We start from the raw sequence: 17,419 nt of genomic DNA, 5'->3' as shown, positions 1-17,419 counted from the left end.
GGAACGGGCAGGGAACGGGCGGCTGTCAGAGCTTTTCCAGGGCGAATCCGGCCTTGAGCCACTTGCTCGACTCAACCGCCACGGCCAGGGCCTTCTGACCGCTGGTCATCTGCTTCAGCAGCAGCTCGGTCTGCAGGAAGGGCAGGGCGTTGCCGTTGTTACCGGTGTCCGCGACGCAGGACACCTCGACGGCGCCGGGCAGATTGAGCCTGGAGTTGATCTTCGCGGTCATCGTCCCGGACAGCTGGGGCGGCAGCAGGTAGTCCAACTCGTCGGCAGACCAGCCGAGTTCGTCCAGCAGCTCCCAAAGGATCTCCTCGGCCATGGCCGGGACGGACTCCTCGATCGCCTTGTAGTCCTCGTTGATCGCCTGCTTCCCGCTGTCCCGGTCGGCCATGCCGAACCACTCGATCACCTGTCCCGGCTTGCGCCCGAGCCCGGTGACGCGGTTAAGCACCCGACGCAGCGCGACCGCCTCACCGGTCGGCTCGGGGCCGAGCAGCACGGCTCCGGCGCCGTCGCCGAACAGGACGTAGTTGACCAGTTCGCTCGGGGCGGCGGCGGTGAGGTCCCGGCGCAGGTCGAGGTGCTTGCTGCAGACGTCGCCGCCGATCACCAGCCCGGTGCCGCCGGTGCTGGTGACCAGGGTCCGGGCCAGGTCGAGGGCCTGGACCGCGCCCGCGCAGCCGGACTGCAGCTGGTAGGTGGGAATCTGGTCCAGGCCGAGCTGGTCGGCGACCATGTTGACGGTGGCCGGCATCAGCGCGTCCGGGGTGGCGGTGCCCATCACCACGAAGTCGATGGACGCCGCGTCCACTCCGGCCGCCGCGACCGCCCGCTCCGCAGCGGCGGCGCAGAGGTCGGCGAGGCTCCAGCGGACCTCGCCGGTGGCGAAGTCCCGGGCGAAGTGCCGGGTCCTGGTCCCGATGAAGACCTCGATCCACTCCTCGCTGACGCCGAGCGCCTTGGCGAGTTGGGCGTTGTCCACCGGGTCGCCCGGCAGGGCTGTCCCGATGGAGAGGAGGTATGCCTCCCGACCGTCCATCATCTGCTCCTTGTCTGGTGCTGGGTCTGACTCTGGGTCTGACTCTTGGGATGGGGATGGGGATGGGGCTCGGGCCGCCGGGTCACGAGGCCGCTGCGGCGACGCCGGCCCGCTGCTCGTAGAAGGCGACCAGTTCGCCCAGCGTGGACAGCACCGGCAGCAGCTCCGGCACCGAGACCTCCTGGACCTCGGGCAGCCGCTTCTCCACCTGCTTCTTCAGCTCCAGCAGCATCACCGAGTCGAAGCACAGGTCCTCGTACGGCCGGGAGCCGGGTGAGAGCTCGTCCAGGGAGTAGCCGCCGACCAGGGCGACGGCCGCCAGCACCTGCTCCGGGACGCGCCCGGCGAAGGCGGCGCGGCCGGGCAGGGTGAGCCGGGCCGGGCCGGTGTCCGGCCGTCCGGCGGACGGGGCCTGGTCGGGCGCGGGCTGCACCCGAAGCTCGGTCCGGCCGTGACGGGTCGGCGGGGTGTTCCAGTAGCGGTGCGCCTCGGAGAAGGCGTAGGGGGCCATCCGGATCTGCCGCCGGGACTCCTCCGGGTAGAGCGCCTCCCAGTGCGGGTTGATGCCGTCCTGGTAGAGCTGGGCCGCCAACGCGGCCAGCTGCCGCAGGCCCGGCTCCTCGCCGGAGAGCGGGTGCAGGCTGCGCAGCCCGGCCGGCGGGCGCAGCCGGCGGACCAGGCCGCCCAGGATCGGACGGGGGCCGATCTCCAGCACATGGGTGGGTCCGGCCGCGAGCAGCGCCTCGGTGGCGTCCGCGAACAGCACGGTCGCTCCGACGTGCCGCACCCAGTAGTCGGCGTCCAGGGGCTCCCCGGGGCGCAGCATCCGGCCGTGCACGGTGGAGTAGAACGGGAGTCGGGGCACCCCGCCCAGGCCCCGGGCGGCCTCGGCGAACTCCGCCAGCATCGGCTCCATCAGCGGGGAGTGGAAGGCGTGGGACACCTTCAGCGCCCTGGTCTCCACATCGGCCTCGGCCAGGTCGCCGGCGATCTCCGCCAGGCTCGCCAGGTCGCCGGAGAGCACCGTCTGCAGCGGGCCGTTGACGGCGGCGACGCCGACCGTCGGAAAGCCCTCGGCCAGTCGGCGGATGTCCTCGACCGGGGCGAAGACCGAGAGCATTCCGCCGCCGTCGGGGAGGGCGTCCATCAGCCGTCCCCGGATGGTGATCAGCCGCGCCGCCTGCTCCAGCGAGAGGGCGTCGGCGAGGACCGCCGCCGCGTACTCGCCGACGCTGTGGCCGAGCAGCTGCGCCGGTTCGACGCCGAGGTCCTGCAGGGTGCGGGCGAGGGCGTAGCCGACCGCGAAGAGCGCGGGCTGGGCGATGCCGGTGCGGTGCACCCGCTCGTCGCCGGACTGCAGCAGTTCGACCACGGACTCGCCGAGGTGCGGGCGCAGGGCCGCGTCCACGCGGTCCAGGTGCTGCCGGTAGACGGCGGACTCGCGGTAGAGCCGCATGGTCATCCCGGGGGCCTGCGCGCCCTGGCCGGAGAACAGGAAGGCCACCTTGGGCCGCCCGGTCGGTCGGTTCGCGTGCCGGGACAGCCGCTCCTCGTCCTCGGCCACCGCGCGCAGGTCGGCCACCAGGGCGCCCAGTTCGTCGGCGGGCAGTGCGAAGCGGATCCGCAGCCCGGTCTTCACCTGGTTGCTGCTCCAGCACAGCTGGTCCAGCGAGACCCGGCGCCGCTCCAGCGCGTCGGCCTGGACCCGCAGGTTGCGGCGCAGCGCGTCGACGCTGGAGGCGCTGACGGTGAACACCGCACCGCCCTGGTCGGCCACGGGACGGACGGCCTGCGGCGGGGCGGAGGCCAGCACGGCGTGGGCGTTGGTGCCGCCCATGCCGAAGCTGCTGAGGCCGGCGACGTGCCGGCCCATCGGCAGCCGCAGCGGCGCCTTCAACAGCTTGATGCCCTTGGCGGCCAGCTCCAGCTGGGGGTTCTCCCTTGCGGCGAACCGGCTGGCGGGGACGGTGCGGTGGTGCAGCGACAGCGCGACCTTGATCAGTCCGGCGATCCCGGCCGCGCCCTCGGTGTGGCCGAGGTTGCCCTTGACCGAGCCCAGGGCCATCGGGTTGGCCGAGCGGCCCGCGTGCAGCGCGCCCAGGGCCTTGGTCTCGATCATGTCGCCGAGTTCGGTTCCGGTGCCGTGCCCCTCGGTGAAGACCACGTCCGCGGGCTCGACCCCGGCACGGCGGTAGGCGGCCTCCAGCACCGCCTGCTGGGACCAGCGGTTGGGGGCGGTGATGCCGTTGCTGCGGCCGTCCTGGTTGACGGCGGTGCCCCGGATCACGGCGTAGACCTGCTGGCCCTCGGCCAGCGCGTCCTCCAGTCGGCGCAGCACCACCACGCCGACGCCCTCGCCGCGCCCGATGCCGTCGGCGTCCGCGCTGAACGGCTTGCAGCGGCCGTCCGGCGCGGAGAGTCCGGCCTGGGTGTAGAAGATGCCGAGGGCGGGCGAGACGGTGATGTTGACGCCCGCGGCCAGCGCGGTGTCGCACTCGCCCGCGAGCAGCGCGTTGGCCGCGAGGTGCACCGCCACCAGGGAGGAGGAGCAGGCCGTGTCCACGGCCATGCTCGGGCCCTTGAGGTCGAGGTGGTACGAGATCCGGTTGGCCGTCATGCAGTAGCCGTTGCCGGAACCGACCTGGGCGGTGATCCGGTCGAAGTCGGTCAGGTGCTGGTGGGCCCACTCGTTGCCCATGATCCCGACGAAGACCCCGGTGCTGCTGCCGGCCAGCGTCGCCGGGGCCGTTCCGCTGTCCTCCAGGGCGCGCCAGGCGCACTGGAGCAGGACCCGCTGCTGCGGGTCCATGGCGGCGGCCTCGCGCGGGGAGACCGTGAAGAACTCGTTGTCGAAGGCGTCCGGGTCGTCGATGAAGCCGCCGAAGCCGGTGTTGGTCCGGCCCTCGCCGCCCTCCGGCGACAGGAACTCGGCGGAGTCCCAGCGGTCGGCCGGCACCTCGCCGACGCCGTCGCCGGAGCGCATCAGCAGTTCCCAGTAGCCCCGGGCGTCGCGGGCCCCGGGGAACCGGCAGTCGAGGCCGACTATGGCGATCTCTCTCATCGCGCCGGTCCCGCCTGGTTCGCGAACTCCTCCAGCAGGTGGCCCGCGAGCGCCTCCACCGTCGGGTAGTCCCAGGCCACGGTCGGCTCCAGGACCAGGTCGAAGTCCTCCTCGATGTCACCGCAGAGGCTGAGCGCGGCCACGGAGTCGAGTCCGTACTCGGCCAGCGGCACGCTGGGGTCGATCTCGGCCGGCGTGCGCTTCAGGTACACCGCGATACGGTCGACCAGCCAGACACTCAGGGACTCGGCGGTGTGCGACGGCGCCGCGTTGTTGGTGGTGATGGCATTCATGAGGTCCTCCGAATAAGGGTTGCTGACGGTTCGTGCGGCCGGCGGCCGGGGCTCAGCCCGCCAGCGGGGTGTCGTAGAGGTCGAAGCTGTGCCGCTCCTCGTACCGGCGCAGCAGTTCCTGGTGGACCTGCTCCTCGCAGCCGGCCGGCAGCGGCGCCGGCTGGTAGCCGAGCCGCCGGACCAGCCGGTGCAGGGCGGCGGCGGCCCAGGCGGGGTCGGCCAGGAACCGGTCGTCGCCGAGCGCCTGCGCCTGCCGCCACACCCCCAGCACGGAGGCCCCGGCCAGCACCACCGTGTAGCGGTCCACCAGCGCGAAGCTGGCCGGTGAGGCCAGTGCCGTGCGGTCCTCCAACGACAGCTCCAGGCTCTGCTCCTGGAGCTGCCGCAGCTCGTCCATCAGCCGCAGGGCCAGCGACTGGAGGGCCACCTCGGTGGGCGTTCCGTCGGGCAGCGAGGCCACCGCGGCCACCAGTGCGCAGCTCACGCTGTCCCGGCCGCTGGCCAGGGTGAGCCGCTGGAACGGGATCTCCGGCAGGTCGGTGCGGAGTTGGAACAGCTCGTCCGGGGCGGGCTCGCCCTGGAACCAGGAGCGCCGAGCCAGCCGGGGCAGCTGCGGGATGATGGTGGCCTGGCAGGCGGCCGAGCCGGCATGGCCGAGGCTCAGCACCGGCAGGTCCCTGATGTGCTTCTGGAAGATGCCGAACTCGCCCTCCCGGACGTAGAAGCGGGCCCCGAGCACGATGGACAGCTCGTACATGGTCTCGGTGAGCAGCTTGGGCACCAGGTACTTGACCGCCGAGGCGTAGACCGAGGTCTCCTCCGGCAGCAGGTGCACCGCCCTGGTGGCGACCAGCGAGAGGCTGTCGCTGGTCAGCAGGTCCAGGAAGGCGCCGCCGAGGGTCGCCCTGGCGTGCGGGATGTCCATCACCGAGCGGCGGTAGAGCTTGCGGCCCAGGGCGAAGGAGACCACGGTGCGGAGGCTGGTGTCGGCCGCGCCGAGGGCCATCCCGGGGACCGCGCTGCGGGTGATCTGGAAGGACCGCAGCGCCAGTTCGACGCCCCGGCCGAGCCCGCCGACCAGGGCCTGCTCCGGTACCGGGGCCTGGTCGAAGTCCAGTCCCGACAGCTGGCAGCCGCGGACGCCGACGGTCTCGTAGCGCGGCAGGATCCGCAGCCGCCGCGCGTCCGTCTCGGAGCGCTCCACCATCAGCACCGAGTGGCTGCGCGAGCCCGGTGCGTCGGAGGTGCGGCTGAACAGCAGCCAGGCGTCGGCCCGGCCGGCGTTGTTGATCACCTGCTTGGTGCCGTGCAGCAGGAAGCCGCCGTCGCCCTGCTGGCGGGCCTCGAACTCGTTGCGGACGAAGTCGTTGCCGTGCGCCAGCTCGTGGTAGGCCACCGAGGCGCGCCCGCCGCCGAGCAGGATCCCGGCCAGCCGCTCGCGCTGCCGGTCGTCCCCTGCGGTCCAGACGTTGACCGAGGCCATGAAGGAGGTGACGCCGTAGCCGAGGCCCAGCGCGACGTCCCGGCGGAACACCTGGCGCAGGATGCGCACCAGCGAGTCGATCCGCTCCAGCCGTCCGCCCTCCGCCACCGGGACGAACTCGGCGTTGAGGCCCAGCTCGTCCAGTGCCTTCTCGCCGGCCGCGAGCAGCTCACCGGCCTCGTCCGCCTCCAGCAGCCTGGCGTAGCCGACCGGGTTGACCGGGTCGCCCGGGTCGCCCAGCACCGCTTCGATCTCGGCGACCCGGGCCGCCGCGCGAACCTCCTGCCGGTCCGGAGCGTCAGCCGGCGGCATGACGGCGTCGCTTGTCATGACGCCTCCTCAACATATGCGTGATCTGTCTCCACGGCGGTCGCCGTGCGGTCCGGGGTCAGTACGAGGGGCAGGAGGGAGACCAGTCGGCCGGACGAGCGCTGCTCCAGCGCCAGTTCCAGGAGCTGCTCGCCCGCCTCCGGGTCCTTGGCCTCAGGCAGGCCGAGTCTTTCCAGCAGCCGGGCCAGGACCGCCCGCAGCCACAGCCCGCCCTCCCAGAGCCCGGCGGTGGCGCCCTGCTCGGCCTCGGCCCGGGTGTGCGCCCAGAGGCCGAGGCAGGCGGCGGCAGCGAAGCAGAGGCTGAGCCGGCGGGCCGTGTCGAAGGCCGCGACCGGCACCTCGGCCAGCGCGTCCTGGTACTCGGCCATCTCCGCGTGCACCTCGTCGACCAGCGGCAGCAGCCGCTCGGCGGCGGCCAGGGCCTGCTTGAAGGACGGGTCCTCGGCGGCGGCCAGGCGCAGCGACGCCACCGAGTCGGACAGCGAGGCCAGCACTCCGCTGCCGTGCCTGGCCACCAGCGAGAGCCGCTCGGGCGCCGAGGGCGGCAGCGGCAGGCTCAGCCGGAAGGCGGCGACGGCCGCCTCCCGGTCGCCGCCGCCGCGCCGGTGCGCCCGCACCAGCGAGCGGAACTGGCTGATCAGCGAGGTCAGGTTGACCAGGGTGTTGCCGTCGAACAGGCCGACGATCCGGTGGTCCCGGTCGACCTTCTGGAACTGGCCGTCGGCGTAGACGCCCTTGAGGAAGGCCCTGGCCCCGAGCAGCCGGGTGAGCCGTGCGATCACCTCCTCGGTGGTCGTCGGCAGCAGGTACTTGGTGACGGCGGCGCTGACCGAGAGCTCGCCCGGGGCGGTGTGCACCATCCGGGCGGCGACCGTCGCCAGGGCCTCGTCGCCGAGCACGTCCGCCACGCTCTCCGCGAGCGCCTGCCGGGCCTGCGGAAGCTGGACCAGGGTGCGGCCGTAGAGCTCGCGCTCCCGGGCGAAGTCCAGGCCGAGGGCCAGCGCGTGGTCGGCCGCGCCGAGCGAGAGCGCGGCACACATGGTGCGGGTCAGCTGGAGCGCCTTCAGCACCGTCTCCAGCCCGGTGCCGACGGCTCCGACCAGGGCGTCAGCGGACACCGGGGCGTTGTCGAAGGCGATCCCGGAGATGTCCGCGCCACGGATGCCGTGGGTGGGCACCTTGTCCAGGTGGCGGTAGCTCTCCCGGGGCAGCCGGCGCTTGTCGACCAGCAGCACGCTGTAGCCGCGCGGGCCCCCGGCCGGGTCGGTGCGGGTCAGCACCGACAGCAGACTGCTCCGGGTGGCGTTGTTGATCAGCCACTTCTCGCCGCTGACCAGGTAGCCCCCGGACCCGTCCGGCACGCCCTGGACCTCGCCTGCGAGCAGGTCGCTGCCATGGGCGCGCTCGGTGAGTCCCAGCGAGACCGGTAGCCCTTCGTGGATCGCCCGGCCGAGCCGTTCCGCCTGCTCGGCGGTTCCGGCCACCCAGACGCAGACTCCACCGAGGTAGGTCTTGCCGTGCCCGATGGCCACCGTGAGGTCGCGGCGCGCCACCGTACGCATCACCTGGAGCAGGTGTTCGTAGCTCTCCAGCCGACCGCCGTGCTCCGCCGGGACGTAGTAGTCCTGCAGCCCGAGCTCCTCCAGCCGGGCGCAGATCGCGGTGGGGAACTCCTCCCGCTCGTCCAGGGACAGGCAGTTCACGTGGTTGAAGACGGTGCCCGGGAGCTCCGGGTCGCCGAGTTGCCGCTCCAGGTGCTCGGCCAGCAGGTAGGGGGCATGCTCCACGGTTCAGCCCACCGGTTCCAGGACCTCGGCGACCTGCGCGGCCACCGCGTCCTCGACCTGGGCGTGCAGCGGGACGAGCTTGCCCTCGATCAGCAGCTTGCGCATCATGGTCCGCTGGATCTTGCCGCTGGTGGTCTTGCGGATGGTCCCGGGGCGGACCAGCAGGATGCTGCCGGCCACCGTGAACTCCCGGCTGACCAGGCTGCGTGCGGCCGAGACCAGGGCCGGCAGGTCGGCGGCGGCGGGGGCGTTCGGGCGGACCTCCTGCACCAGCACCAGGTGCTCCTCGCCGTCGTCCACCGAGAACGCGGCGCCGCTGCCGACGCCGAAGGCCGGGTCCAGGGCCTGGACCGCGCGCTCGACGTCGTGCGGGTAGATGTTGCGCCCGTTGATCAGGATCATCTCCTTCAGACGGCCCGTCACGTACAGCTGGCCGCCGTCCAGGACGCCGAGGTCGCCGGTGCGCAGCCAGCCCGGTCCTTCGCTCTCCGGCTCGCCGGCGATGGCCGCGTTGAAGATCTCCTCGTTGATCTCGGGGCGCTTCCAGTAGCCGGACGCCACGCTCTCGCCCTTGGCCCAGATCTCGCCGACGTGGCCCTCGGGCTGCTCCTGGAAGGTCTCCGGGTCGACGATGCGGACGTCGAAGTCCTTGACCACGCCGCTGCTGACCAGGGTCCGGGCGGCCTCGTCGGACCGGACGTCGTGCAGCTCGCCGAGCTCCAGTGCCTGCGCGTCGACGCGTCGGAACACCGGGGCCACGCCCAGCGGGGCGCCGGAGACCAGCAGGGTGGTCTCCGCCATGCCGTAGCAGGGGAAGAACGCCTCCGGACGGAAGCCGGCCGGGGCGAAGCGCTCGGTGAAGGCGCGGATGGTCTCGGCCCGGATCGGCTCCGCGCCGTTGCAGGCCTGCTGCCAGCTGCTCAGGTCGAGGGTGGCCAGCTGCTCGTCGGTGACCCGGCGGACGCAGAGGTCGTAGGCGAAGTTGGGGCCGCCGCCGACGGTGACCCGGTGATCGCCGATCATCTGCAGCCAGCGCAACGGCCGCTTGAGGAAGGAGATCGGCGACATCAGTGCGGCCGAGGCGCCCATGTAGAGCGGGTGCAGGATGTGCCCGATCAGGCCCATGTCGTGGTAGAAGGGCAGCCAGCCGCCGAGCCGGGTGTCCTGGTCGCTCCCCACGCTGTGGTGGATCGCCAACTCGTTGGCCAGCAGGTTGCGGTGGGAGACCATGACGCCCTTGGGGGTGCTGGTCGAGCCCGAGGTGTACTGGAGGAAGGCCAGCGACTCGGAGGTGAGCCGGGGCGCGGTCCAGGCCGCGCTGTCGCCGTGGCCCTCGGCGTCGGTGGCCAGTACGGCCACGTCGGTGATGCCGGCCTCGCGCAGCCAGGCGTTGATCCCAGGCTCATTGGCGCTGTCCGTGAGCACCGCCCTGACCTCGGCGTCCTTGAGGATCGAGGTGACCCGGGCGAAGTGGTTGCCCTGGTCGCCGGGCAGCGGCGCGGGGACCGCCACCGAGCCCGCGTACAGGGTCGCGGTGAAGGCCTTGATGAAGTCCAGACCCGAGGGATAGAGCAGCAGCACCTGTCCGCCGGAGGCGCCGCGTTGCTGCAGCCAGGACGCGATCCGCTTGGCCTCGGCGTCCAGGACGCCGTAGCTGAGCCGCTCCGCGTCGCTGCCGGCCGCGTTGTCGTGCAGGAAGATGAAGGCGTCCTTCGCGTCCAGCTCGGCGGCGCGGTGGAGCACCAGTTCTGTGAAGGTCTCGAAACTCTGCAAGGTCGTTCCCTCGTCTCGATCTGCGCTCGGCAGATGGCTGACCTGGTGGTGCGATGCTCGCGGACCGGGCTTAAGTCCCTCTTGCGCTCCGGCGTCCGGCCTCACCAGGCGACCGGGAGCGAACTGACGCCGTGGATCAGCCGGCCCGAACTGCGCGGTACCTGCTCGACCGGGACCGCGAGCCGCAGCGTGGGGAAGCGGGCGAACAGCGTGCCCAGCGCGATCTGCAGTTCGGCCCGGGCCAGCCCGGCGCCGAGGCAGTAGTGGATGCCGTGGCCGAAGCTCAGGTGCGCGTTGCCGCTCCGGCCGAGGTCGAGCCGGTCGGGGTCGGCGAAACGGGCGGGGTCCCGGTTGCCGGAGCCCACCGACGGCAGCACCGCCTCGCCCGCACGCACCAGCACCCCGCCCAGTTCGACGTCGTCCACCGCGATCCGCAGCAGCGACTCGTCCCCGGGCAGGTAGAGCCGGAGCAGTTCCTCCACCTGCGCCGGCTCGCCGCGGAACGCCGCACGCTGCTCGGGGTGGGCGAGCAGGGCGAGCACGCTGTTGCCGATCTGACAGACCGTCGTCTCGTGTCCGGCGACCAGCAGGCTGACCCCGAGGAAGATCAACTCCTCCGGCGCCAGCCGCTCCTGGTCGTGCTCGCTGATCGAGACCAGCGCCGACAGCAGGTCGTCGGCGGGCCGCCGGCGCTTCTCCTCGATCAGTGCGGAGAGGTAGCCGCGCAGCGCGACCTGGGCGGCCAGCATCTCCGCGGCGCTGCTGCCGGTGGTCGCCACGAACGCGGCGGACCAGCCGGAGAACAGCGCCTGGTCGGCCAGCGGCACCCCGAGCAGCTCGCAGATCACCCGTACCGGCAGCGGGAAGGCGAGCGCCGGGACCAGGTCGGCGCTGCTGCCCCCCGCGGCCATCGCGTCGAGGAGCTCGTCGGTGTACGCCTGGATCCGCGGGCGCAGCTCGTTCACCCGGCGGGTGGTGAACTCCCGGCCGACCAGGGTGCGCACCCGCGCGTGCTCGGAGCCGTCCAGGTTCGGCAGGCTGGGAAAGTTCTGCGGGGCCGCGGCGAGCCGCGGGGCGCCCGGAGCGAGCGTCGCCGCCCGGCTGAACCGGGCGTCGCCGAGCACGGTCCGCACCTCCTCGTAGCCGGTGACCAGGTGGGCGGTGTCGCCGCTGGGCATCCGCACCCTGGCGACCCGGCGGCCCTCCTCGCGCAACCGCGCGTAGTGCGGACAGGGGGAGAGTGCGTCCGGCCGGGCGAAGGGGTAGGCCGGGTCCTCTCCGGTCGGCTGAGTGACGGTTTCTCGGGGCGCGGCCATGCCGTCGGCCTCCTTCGGACTTCGGACGCACTGTCGGGGTGGACTCCACCCTGTTGCCCGGCGCTTAAGCGCCACTTGCACGCCGCCCCGCCCGCGGTGCGCCGGGAACGGCGCGGTGCGGGCGGGGCGGCGTGCAGGGGGCAGCGGGCACGGAGCGTCGGGCGCCGGGGGTCAGCGTCCGGCCGGAACCGCGGCCGGGCGCTCGGCGGCCGGACCGGCCGCTGCCTCCTCGGCTTCGGCCTGGGGGGCGCCGGCCCGCAGGCCGCGGAACCCGATCAGGCCGACCAGCAGGCCGAGGCCGACCCAGACGAAGAGCGCGCCGAACCCGCGGTGCAGCCCCTCGTTGAACGCCTCCAGCCGACCGGTCCCGTGCGCGACCAGGTGCGCGGTCCGGGTCTGCAGCAGGGTCGCCGCCACCGTCAGCCCGAGTGCGCCGCCGATCTCGCTGGCCGAGTTGAGCAGCGCGGAGACGATGCCCGCGTCCTCGTCGGTCACCTGCGCGGTGCCCACCACGGACGCGGTGATCAGGCAGAGCACCAGGCCGATCCCCAGCAGCGCGGTGACCGGCAGCAGCAGGCCCCAGTAGCCGGAGTGGACCGAGCTGGTGAGCATGAAGGCGATGGTGCCGCCCAGCACCACGGTGCCGATCACATAGAGCACCCGGGGGCCGGTCCGCTCGATGATCTTGGAGACGGCCGGGGCCACGATCATCATCGCCAGGCTGGTCGGGATGTAGGCCAGGCCGGTCTGCAGCGGACTGTAGTGGAGCACCGTCTGCATGTACTGCGGGAGCAGGAAGAAGCAGGGCAGCATCACGCCTGCGGCCAGGATCTGGCCCATGCCCGCCGTCCGCAGGCCGCGCTGCCGGAACAGCCGGAGCGGGACCAGCGGCGCGCTGCTCCGCTTCTCGATCTGGAAGAACAGGGTGAGCAGTACCAGCGCGGCCACGAGCGCGCCGATGGTGACCGGGCTGCTCCAGCCGCGGCTGCCGATGGCGGTGATGCCGTAGACCGCCAGCAGCAGCCCCGAGGTCGCGGTCAGCGCCCCGGCGACGTCGGACGGGGGACGGGGCCGGTCGGCCGCATGGCCGGGACCAGCGCGATCGCCGCGATGGCCAGGATCGCGCCGAGCGGGATGTTGATGTAGAAGGCCCAGCGCCAGCCGATGTCGATGATGGCGCCGCCGAGCAGGGTGCCGATGCTGGCCCCGATGCCGATGACCGTGCCCCAGACGCCGAAGGCCTTGGTGCGCTCCTTCGGGTCGGGGAAGCTGGTCACCATGATCGAGAGGGCGGCCGGGGCCAGACCCGCCGCGCCGAGGCCCTGCAGGGCCCGGGCGATCAGCAGCTGCGAGGTTCCGTCCGCGGAGGCGGCCAGCAGCGAGCCGGCGATGAACAGGGCCATGCCGCCGAGCAGCACCCGCCGCCGGCCGAGGACGTCCGTGAGCCGGCCGCCCATCAGCATCAGTCCGCCGAAGAGCAGGACGTAGATGCTCATCACCCACTGGGTGTTGGCCACCGAGAGCCCGATGCCGCGCTGCAGCTGGGGCAGCATCACGTTGACGACCGTCGCGTCCAGCCCGACCATGAACTGGGCGGATGCCACGACGACCAGGATCCACCAGCGCCGATTGTCCCGGGGCGCGTCTCCGGGCCCCGCCTTCGGCGCGGTCCTCACTGTGGTACTCACGTGTTCACTCCCTCTGCCCCGCGCGGTGCGGGGCGCGGACAAGGTCGGAAATCTGGACGATGGCGATCCGCTCGTGCTCTTCCACGCGGGCGCGGCTCCTCGGGCGATCGGCCCGAGCCGGATGGCCCTGCCGGATGCCCGAGCATGTCGAGCGCCGCTAAATTCCCCCTAAACCGGGCCGCTTCAGCACGGCGCAAGGGGTGCGCCGGATACTCACGGACGATCGGGACCCGCAGGCCGGCTGCCTGCCCAGACACCGAGGAGCCTCCGCATGAGCAATCTCCCGACCTTCACCCGGCCCACCCTGGCCCTGGCCTTCGGACTCGAAGTGGCGGCGGTCGTCACCTACGGCGTCTGGGCCTGGCACACCGTTCCGGGCCCGCTCCGGGGGCCCGCCGCCATCGGCCTCCCGCTCGCCGTCGCCGCCGTCTGGGGCGTCTTCGCCACCGCCGGCGCCCAGGTCACCGGGACGACCGTGGTGGCCACCCCGGGGCCGGTCCGACTGGTGCTCGAACTCGTGGTCCTCGGCGGCGCGGTGGCGGCCCTGGCCGACCTGGGCGACCGTACCCCGGCCACCTGGTTCGGCGCGCTGCTGGTGCTGCAGCTCTTCCTCACCCGCGGCCGGCTGCGCTGGCTGCTGGCCAACTGACGTACCGGGGACCGGGCACCGGCGGGCGGCGGCGCGGCCGGGAGCAAGAGCCGCTTTAGCCGCCGGGCACAGCATCGCCGCACTCCCGGGCACACCCGGGCCGACCACGGTGGAAGGAAGCAGCGGTGAGCATCAAGCAGGTCTTCGCAGGAGGACTGCGGCGCCTCCCGGGCGTCGCACGTCCGCAGGCCCCGGGCCGGCCCCTCGCGCCGTCCGGCCGGGCCGCCTCCCCCTCCCCCGCCGTCGGCGAGCGGCTGCTGGTGCTCGACACCAGGACCGACCTCGCCGACGGCGTCCTCGGCCTCACCCTCCGCTCCGCCGACGGCGCCCCGCTGCCCCCCTGGCAGCCCGGCGCCCATGTCGAGCTGCTGCTGACGGTCGACGGCACGCCGACGCTCCGCCAGTACTCGCTCTGCGGGAGTCCGGCCTCCGACACCGAGTGGCAGATCGCCGTGCTGCGCGAGGCCGACGGACGCGGCGGCTCCGTCCACCTCCACGACCGGTGCGCGGTCGGCGACACCGTCCCGGTGCGCGGTCCGCGCAACCACTTCCCGCTGGTCCCCGCCGAGCGCTACCTCTTCGTCGCCGGGGGCATCGGGATCACCCCGATGCTGCCGATGATCGAGGCGGCGGAGGCCGCCGGAGCCGACTGGCGGCTGTACTACGGCGGCCGGACCCGCAGCTCCATGGCCTTCCTCGACCGGCTCGCCCGGTACGGCGACCGGGTGCGGATCTGCCCCCAGGACGAGACCGGCCTGCTCGACCTCGACTCGGCCGTCGCGGGCGCCGGTGCGTCCGCGGCGGTCTACTGCTGCGGCCCCGAGCCGCTGCTCGCCGCCATCGAGCAGCGCTGCTCCGCCGGGTTCGGCGGCACGTTGCACGTGGAGCGGTTCCGGGCGTCCGGGGCCGAGGGGTCCGCCCCGGCGGCCGGCTTCGAGGTGGAGCTGGTCCGGAGCGGTCTGACCCTGCAGGTGCCCGCCGAGCTCTCCATCCTGGACGTGGTCGAGGACGCCGGCGTACCCATCGAGCCGTCCTGCCGCCAGGGCACCTGCGGCAGTTGCGAGACCCGGGTGCTGGGCGGCGTGCCCGACCACCGCGACGCCTGCCTGAACGAGACGGAGCGGGCGGGCGGCGACATCATGCTGATCTGCGTCTCCCGGGCCCGGGGCGACCGGCGCCTGGTGCTGGACCTGTAGCGGGTGCTGCGGCGGTACGGCGGCGGGGCCGGAGGTCTTCCTCCGGCCCCGCCGCCGTACCGCCGCACCCTGCCTGGGCGGCCCGTTCAGACCGTGTCGCCGAGCAGGCCCAGCTGCTCCCAGAGCTCCGCCTCGGACTCGGTCGGCGGCAGCTGGGCCACCGACCGCTCCGGGTGGCCGGGCGGCAGCCCCTTCAGGAACGACAGCTCCGTCACCACACCCTCGAAGTCGTCGGCCGACAGGGCCATTCCGAGGAAGCACCCCATCAGGACGAAGCCGAGCCACATCCGGCCGCCGGACACGACCAGGGCCCGCCGGATCCGCCACCATGCGAACTTCAGGGTCACGTCCTGCTCCCGTCTGCTGCGGTCCCCCGGGCCCGCCGCCGCGGCATCGCGGTGGCGGGCCCGGGGGACCTGGGTGTGTGGGTGACGGCCGGTCAGCCCCGGCCGGCCGGGGCGGGCTCCACCGGGCGGACGCCGGTCGGCGCCTCCTCCACGGCGGCGGCTGCCGCCGGGGCGTCGCCGCCGGAGAGCTCCGCGGCCCCGTCCTCGACCTCGCCCTCACTGATGCCGATCCGGGCGTGGAGGCGGCGCAGCGGGCCGGGGGCCCACCAGGCGGCAGGGCCGAGCAGCCCCATGATCGCCGGGACCAGCAGGGTGCGCACCACCGTGGCGTCGATCAGCACGGCGAAGGCCGCGCCCAGGCCGAGCTCCTTGATGAAGGTCAGCCGGGACAGGCCGAGCGCGCTGACGGCGACCACGAACAGCAGGGCGGCCGAGGTGACGATCCCGCCGGTGCGCGACAGCCCCACCGCGACCGCGGAACGGTCGTCGAGGCCCTTGCTCCGGGCCTCCTTGATCCGGCCGAGCAGGAACACGTTGTAGTCGGTGGAGAGTCCGAAGGCGAGCGCGAACAGGATGACCGGGGAGGTCTCCTCCAGCGCGCCGGTGGCCGTGAAGCTCAGCAGGCCGCTGAGGTGGCCCTGCTGGAACACCCAGACCAGCATGCCGAAGGCGGCGCCGACCGACAGCGCGTTCATCAGCAGGCCCTGGAAGGAGAGCCAGACCGAGCCGGTGAACAGGAAGAGCAGCAGCACGGTCAGCGCGGCCAGCACCAGGCCGGCCGGGAGCAGGTGGTCGCCGATGCTGGCGCGCTGGGCCAGGAAGTCGGCGCTCGCCCCGGTGAACCAGACCGCGGCCGGGGCCTGGACCCGCTCGACGGCCTGGACCGTCGCCAGCGCGTCGGCCTGCAGCGGCTCGCCCGCGACCGAGGCGTCGATCTCCCAGTGGTCGCTGCCGAGCGGAACGGCCGCCTGCACCGCCTGGACCCCGGGGACCTGGGCGATCCGCCGGCCGTAGTCGGCGAGCGCGCCGCTGCTGTCGGCGGCGCTGCCGCCGGCGACCACGATCTGCACCGCGGAAGGCTGCTGGGCGTAGTCGTCGGTCAGCTCCTTGGCGACCTGGCCGGAGCTGGTGGAGACCGGGAGCACCGACGAGTCCACGCCGGTGAAGTGGATCCCGGTGGCGGGCGAGGCGATGCCGAGCAGGACGACGATCCCGACGACCGCGTACACCAGCGGGCGGCGCATCACGCCCTGGGCCAGCCGGTCCCAGCGCCGGACCACCCGGTCGGCGCCGGCGGCCCGGCTCCGGCCGAAGGACAGCGCGTCGATGCGTGTGCCGAGCGCGGCCAGCACGGCCGGCAGCACCAGCAGCGCGAAGAAGGCCGCGGAGAGGACGGTGAGAACGCCGGCGATGCCGAGCGAACGCAGGTAGGGCAGCGGGAAGATGAGCAGCGAGGAGAGCGCGACGGCGACGGTGAAGGCGCTGAACACCACGGTCCGGCCGGCCGTCAGCACGGTGCGGCGCACCGCCTGCGCGGTGCCCTCGACGCCGGCCGCCCGGTCCGCGGCGAGTTCCTCGCGGAACCGCGAGACCAGTAGCAGGCTGAAGTCGATGCACAGGCCGAGGCCGAGCGCGAAGATCAGGTCCATCGCGCTGGAGGAGACATGGGTGACCATGGTCAGCAGCCGGACCGCGGCCATCGCCAGCATCATCGCGAAGACCCCGCCGAGCAGCGGGATCAGACCGGCGATCACCCCGCGGAAGACGAAGATCAGCAGGATCAGCAGGATCGGCAGGGTGATGGTCTCGCCCATGTCGAGGTCCTTGGTCGACACCTGGGCGACCTGGGTGTGGCCGGGGGTCGCCCCGCCGAACAGGGTGCTGTCGCGGAGCAGCGGGTCGGCTGCGATCGCCTTCTGGATCGCGGCCACGGCATTGGCGTCGGCCGGGGCCGGCAGGCTGCCGACCTCGGCGACGACGGCGGTGCTGAGGCCGTTCCGGGCGATCAGTGCAGGCTGGTGCGAGTCGGCGTAGTCCAGCACCTGCTTGACCTCGGGCCGGGCCCTGAGCACCCGGATCGCGTCGGCGACGGCGGGCGGCACCGGGGAGTCGGCGGTGAGCGGGGTGCTGCTGCGGACCAGCAGCACGTAGCCCTGCTCGGGGTCGACCCCGGTCGCCTGCTGGATCACCGAGCGGGCGAAGACGTTGCCGCCTCCCGGGTCGTCGTAGTCCGAAGCGCCGTTGGTGAGGTGCTGCTGGAGGGAGGAGCCGATGGCCCCGGCGAGTACCAGCAGGACCAGCGAGGCGAGGAGGGCCAGCCTCCTCCGCCGGTGCAGGAAGCGTGCGAGTCTGTCGAACATGGCCTCAACATTCGTTCGGGGAGCGGGTGACGCTCGGAGGAGGAGCTGGAGGAGGAGCCGGAAAAGCTGACTGGCTCATGACAATGCAGGT

General features: G+C 73.1%; 13 protein-coding genes. 2 read left to right on the top strand and 11 right to left on the bottom strand.

From position 1 onward, the window contains the following. Nucleotides 1-25: 25 nt before the first annotated feature. The 9 genes from BS75_RS26610 to BS75_RS44835 form a co-directional block, all read right to left on the bottom strand. The gene (locus BS75_RS26610) at nt 26-1,045 is read right to left on the bottom strand and encodes a 3-oxoacyl-ACP synthase III family protein (RefSeq protein ID WP_042437368.1); all 1,020 of its coding nucleotides are present in this window, start codon (nt 1,043-1,045) and stop codon (nt 26-28) included. Nucleotides 1,046-1,127: 82 nt separating this feature from the next. Next, nucleotides 1,128-4,106: a type I polyketide synthase gene (locus BS75_RS26605; protein ID WP_034090050.1), complete on the bottom strand. Its 2,979-nt coding sequence runs from the start codon at nt 4,104-4,106 to the stop codon at nt 1,128-1,130. Further along, nucleotides 4,103-4,399, bottom strand: coding sequence for an acyl carrier protein (locus BS75_RS26600; RefSeq protein WP_034090049.1), 297 nt, complete (start codon nt 4,397-4,399; stop codon nt 4,103-4,105). The genes BS75_RS26605 and BS75_RS26600 overlap by 4 nt, the downstream gene beginning before the upstream one ends. Before the next feature lie 52 nt (nt 4,400-4,451). After that, the gene (locus BS75_RS26595) at nt 4,452-6,212 is read right to left on the bottom strand and encodes an acyl-CoA dehydrogenase (RefSeq protein WP_052069721.1); all 1,761 of its coding nucleotides are present in this window, start codon (nt 6,210-6,212) and stop codon (nt 4,452-4,454) included. After that, nucleotides 6,209-7,999 (bottom strand): acyl-CoA dehydrogenase family protein, encoded by a 1,791-nt coding sequence (locus BS75_RS26590; protein WP_063771432.1) that lies wholly within the window; start codon nt 7,997-7,999, stop codon nt 6,209-6,211. The genes BS75_RS26595 and BS75_RS26590 overlap by 4 nt, the downstream gene beginning before the upstream one ends. A gap of 3 nt (nt 8,000-8,002) precedes the next feature. After that, nucleotides 8,003-9,772 carry a fatty acyl-AMP ligase gene (locus tag BS75_RS26585; RefSeq protein WP_042437338.1) on the bottom strand — a complete coding sequence of 590 codons (1,770 nt, stop codon included), beginning with the start codon at nt 9,770-9,772 and terminating at the stop codon, nt 8,003-8,005. Nucleotides 9,773-9,873: 101 nt separating this feature from the next. Then, nucleotides 9,874-11,088, bottom strand: a complete 1,215-nt coding sequence (locus tag BS75_RS26580; protein ID WP_042437337.1) for a cytochrome P450 — start codon at nt 11,086-11,088, stop codon at nt 9,874-9,876. A 171-nt stretch (nt 11,089-11,259) separates the two neighbouring features. Next, a complete protein-coding gene (locus tag BS75_RS49495) occupies nt 11,260-12,111 on the bottom strand; it encodes an MFS transporter (protein WP_331281475.1) in 852 nt (283 codons plus the stop codon). Nucleotides 12,112-12,125: 14 nt separating this feature from the next. After that, on the bottom strand, nt 12,126-12,776 hold the full coding sequence (locus BS75_RS44835) for an MFS transporter (protein WP_156164294.1): 651 nt from the start codon (nt 12,774-12,776) through the stop codon (nt 12,126-12,128). 271 nt (nt 12,777-13,047) lie between these two features. Here BS75_RS44835 and BS75_RS26570 point away from each other — a divergent pair, with 271 nt between their 5' ends. Together BS75_RS26570 and BS75_RS26565 are read left to right on the top strand one after the other, a co-directional pair. Continuing rightward, entirely contained in the window at nt 13,048-13,425 is a 378-nt protein-coding gene (locus BS75_RS26570; protein ID WP_034090048.1) for a YrdB family protein, read from the top strand. A 254-nt stretch (nt 13,426-13,679) separates the two neighbouring features. Continuing rightward, the gene (locus tag BS75_RS26565) at nt 13,680-14,621 is read left to right on the top strand and encodes a PDR/VanB family oxidoreductase (protein WP_034093835.1); all 942 of its coding nucleotides are present in this window, start codon (nt 13,680-13,682) and stop codon (nt 14,619-14,621) included. 86 nt (nt 14,622-14,707) lie between these two features. Here the strand turns inward: BS75_RS26565 and BS75_RS26560 are convergent, their stop codons facing one another. Both BS75_RS26560 and BS75_RS26555 read right to left on the bottom strand, forming a co-directional pair. After that, on the bottom strand, nt 14,708-14,968 hold the full coding sequence (locus BS75_RS26560; RefSeq protein ID WP_034090047.1) for a DUF6059 family protein: 261 nt from the start codon (nt 14,966-14,968) through the stop codon (nt 14,708-14,710). A 92-nt stretch (nt 14,969-15,060) separates the two neighbouring features. Next, nucleotides 15,061-17,328, bottom strand: a complete 2,268-nt coding sequence (locus tag BS75_RS26555; RefSeq protein WP_042437336.1) for an MMPL family transporter — start codon at nt 17,326-17,328, stop codon at nt 15,061-15,063. Between the last annotated feature and the right edge of the window lie 91 nt (nt 17,329-17,419).

The sequence above is a fragment of the Streptacidiphilus albus JL83 genome, assembly GCF_000744705.1.
Classification (GTDB): domain Bacteria; phylum Actinomycetota; class Actinomycetes; order Streptomycetales; family Streptomycetaceae; genus Streptacidiphilus; species Streptacidiphilus albus.
Note: the sequence above shows the minus strand (reverse complement) of the source record. Positions and strands in the feature narration are given on the sequence as shown.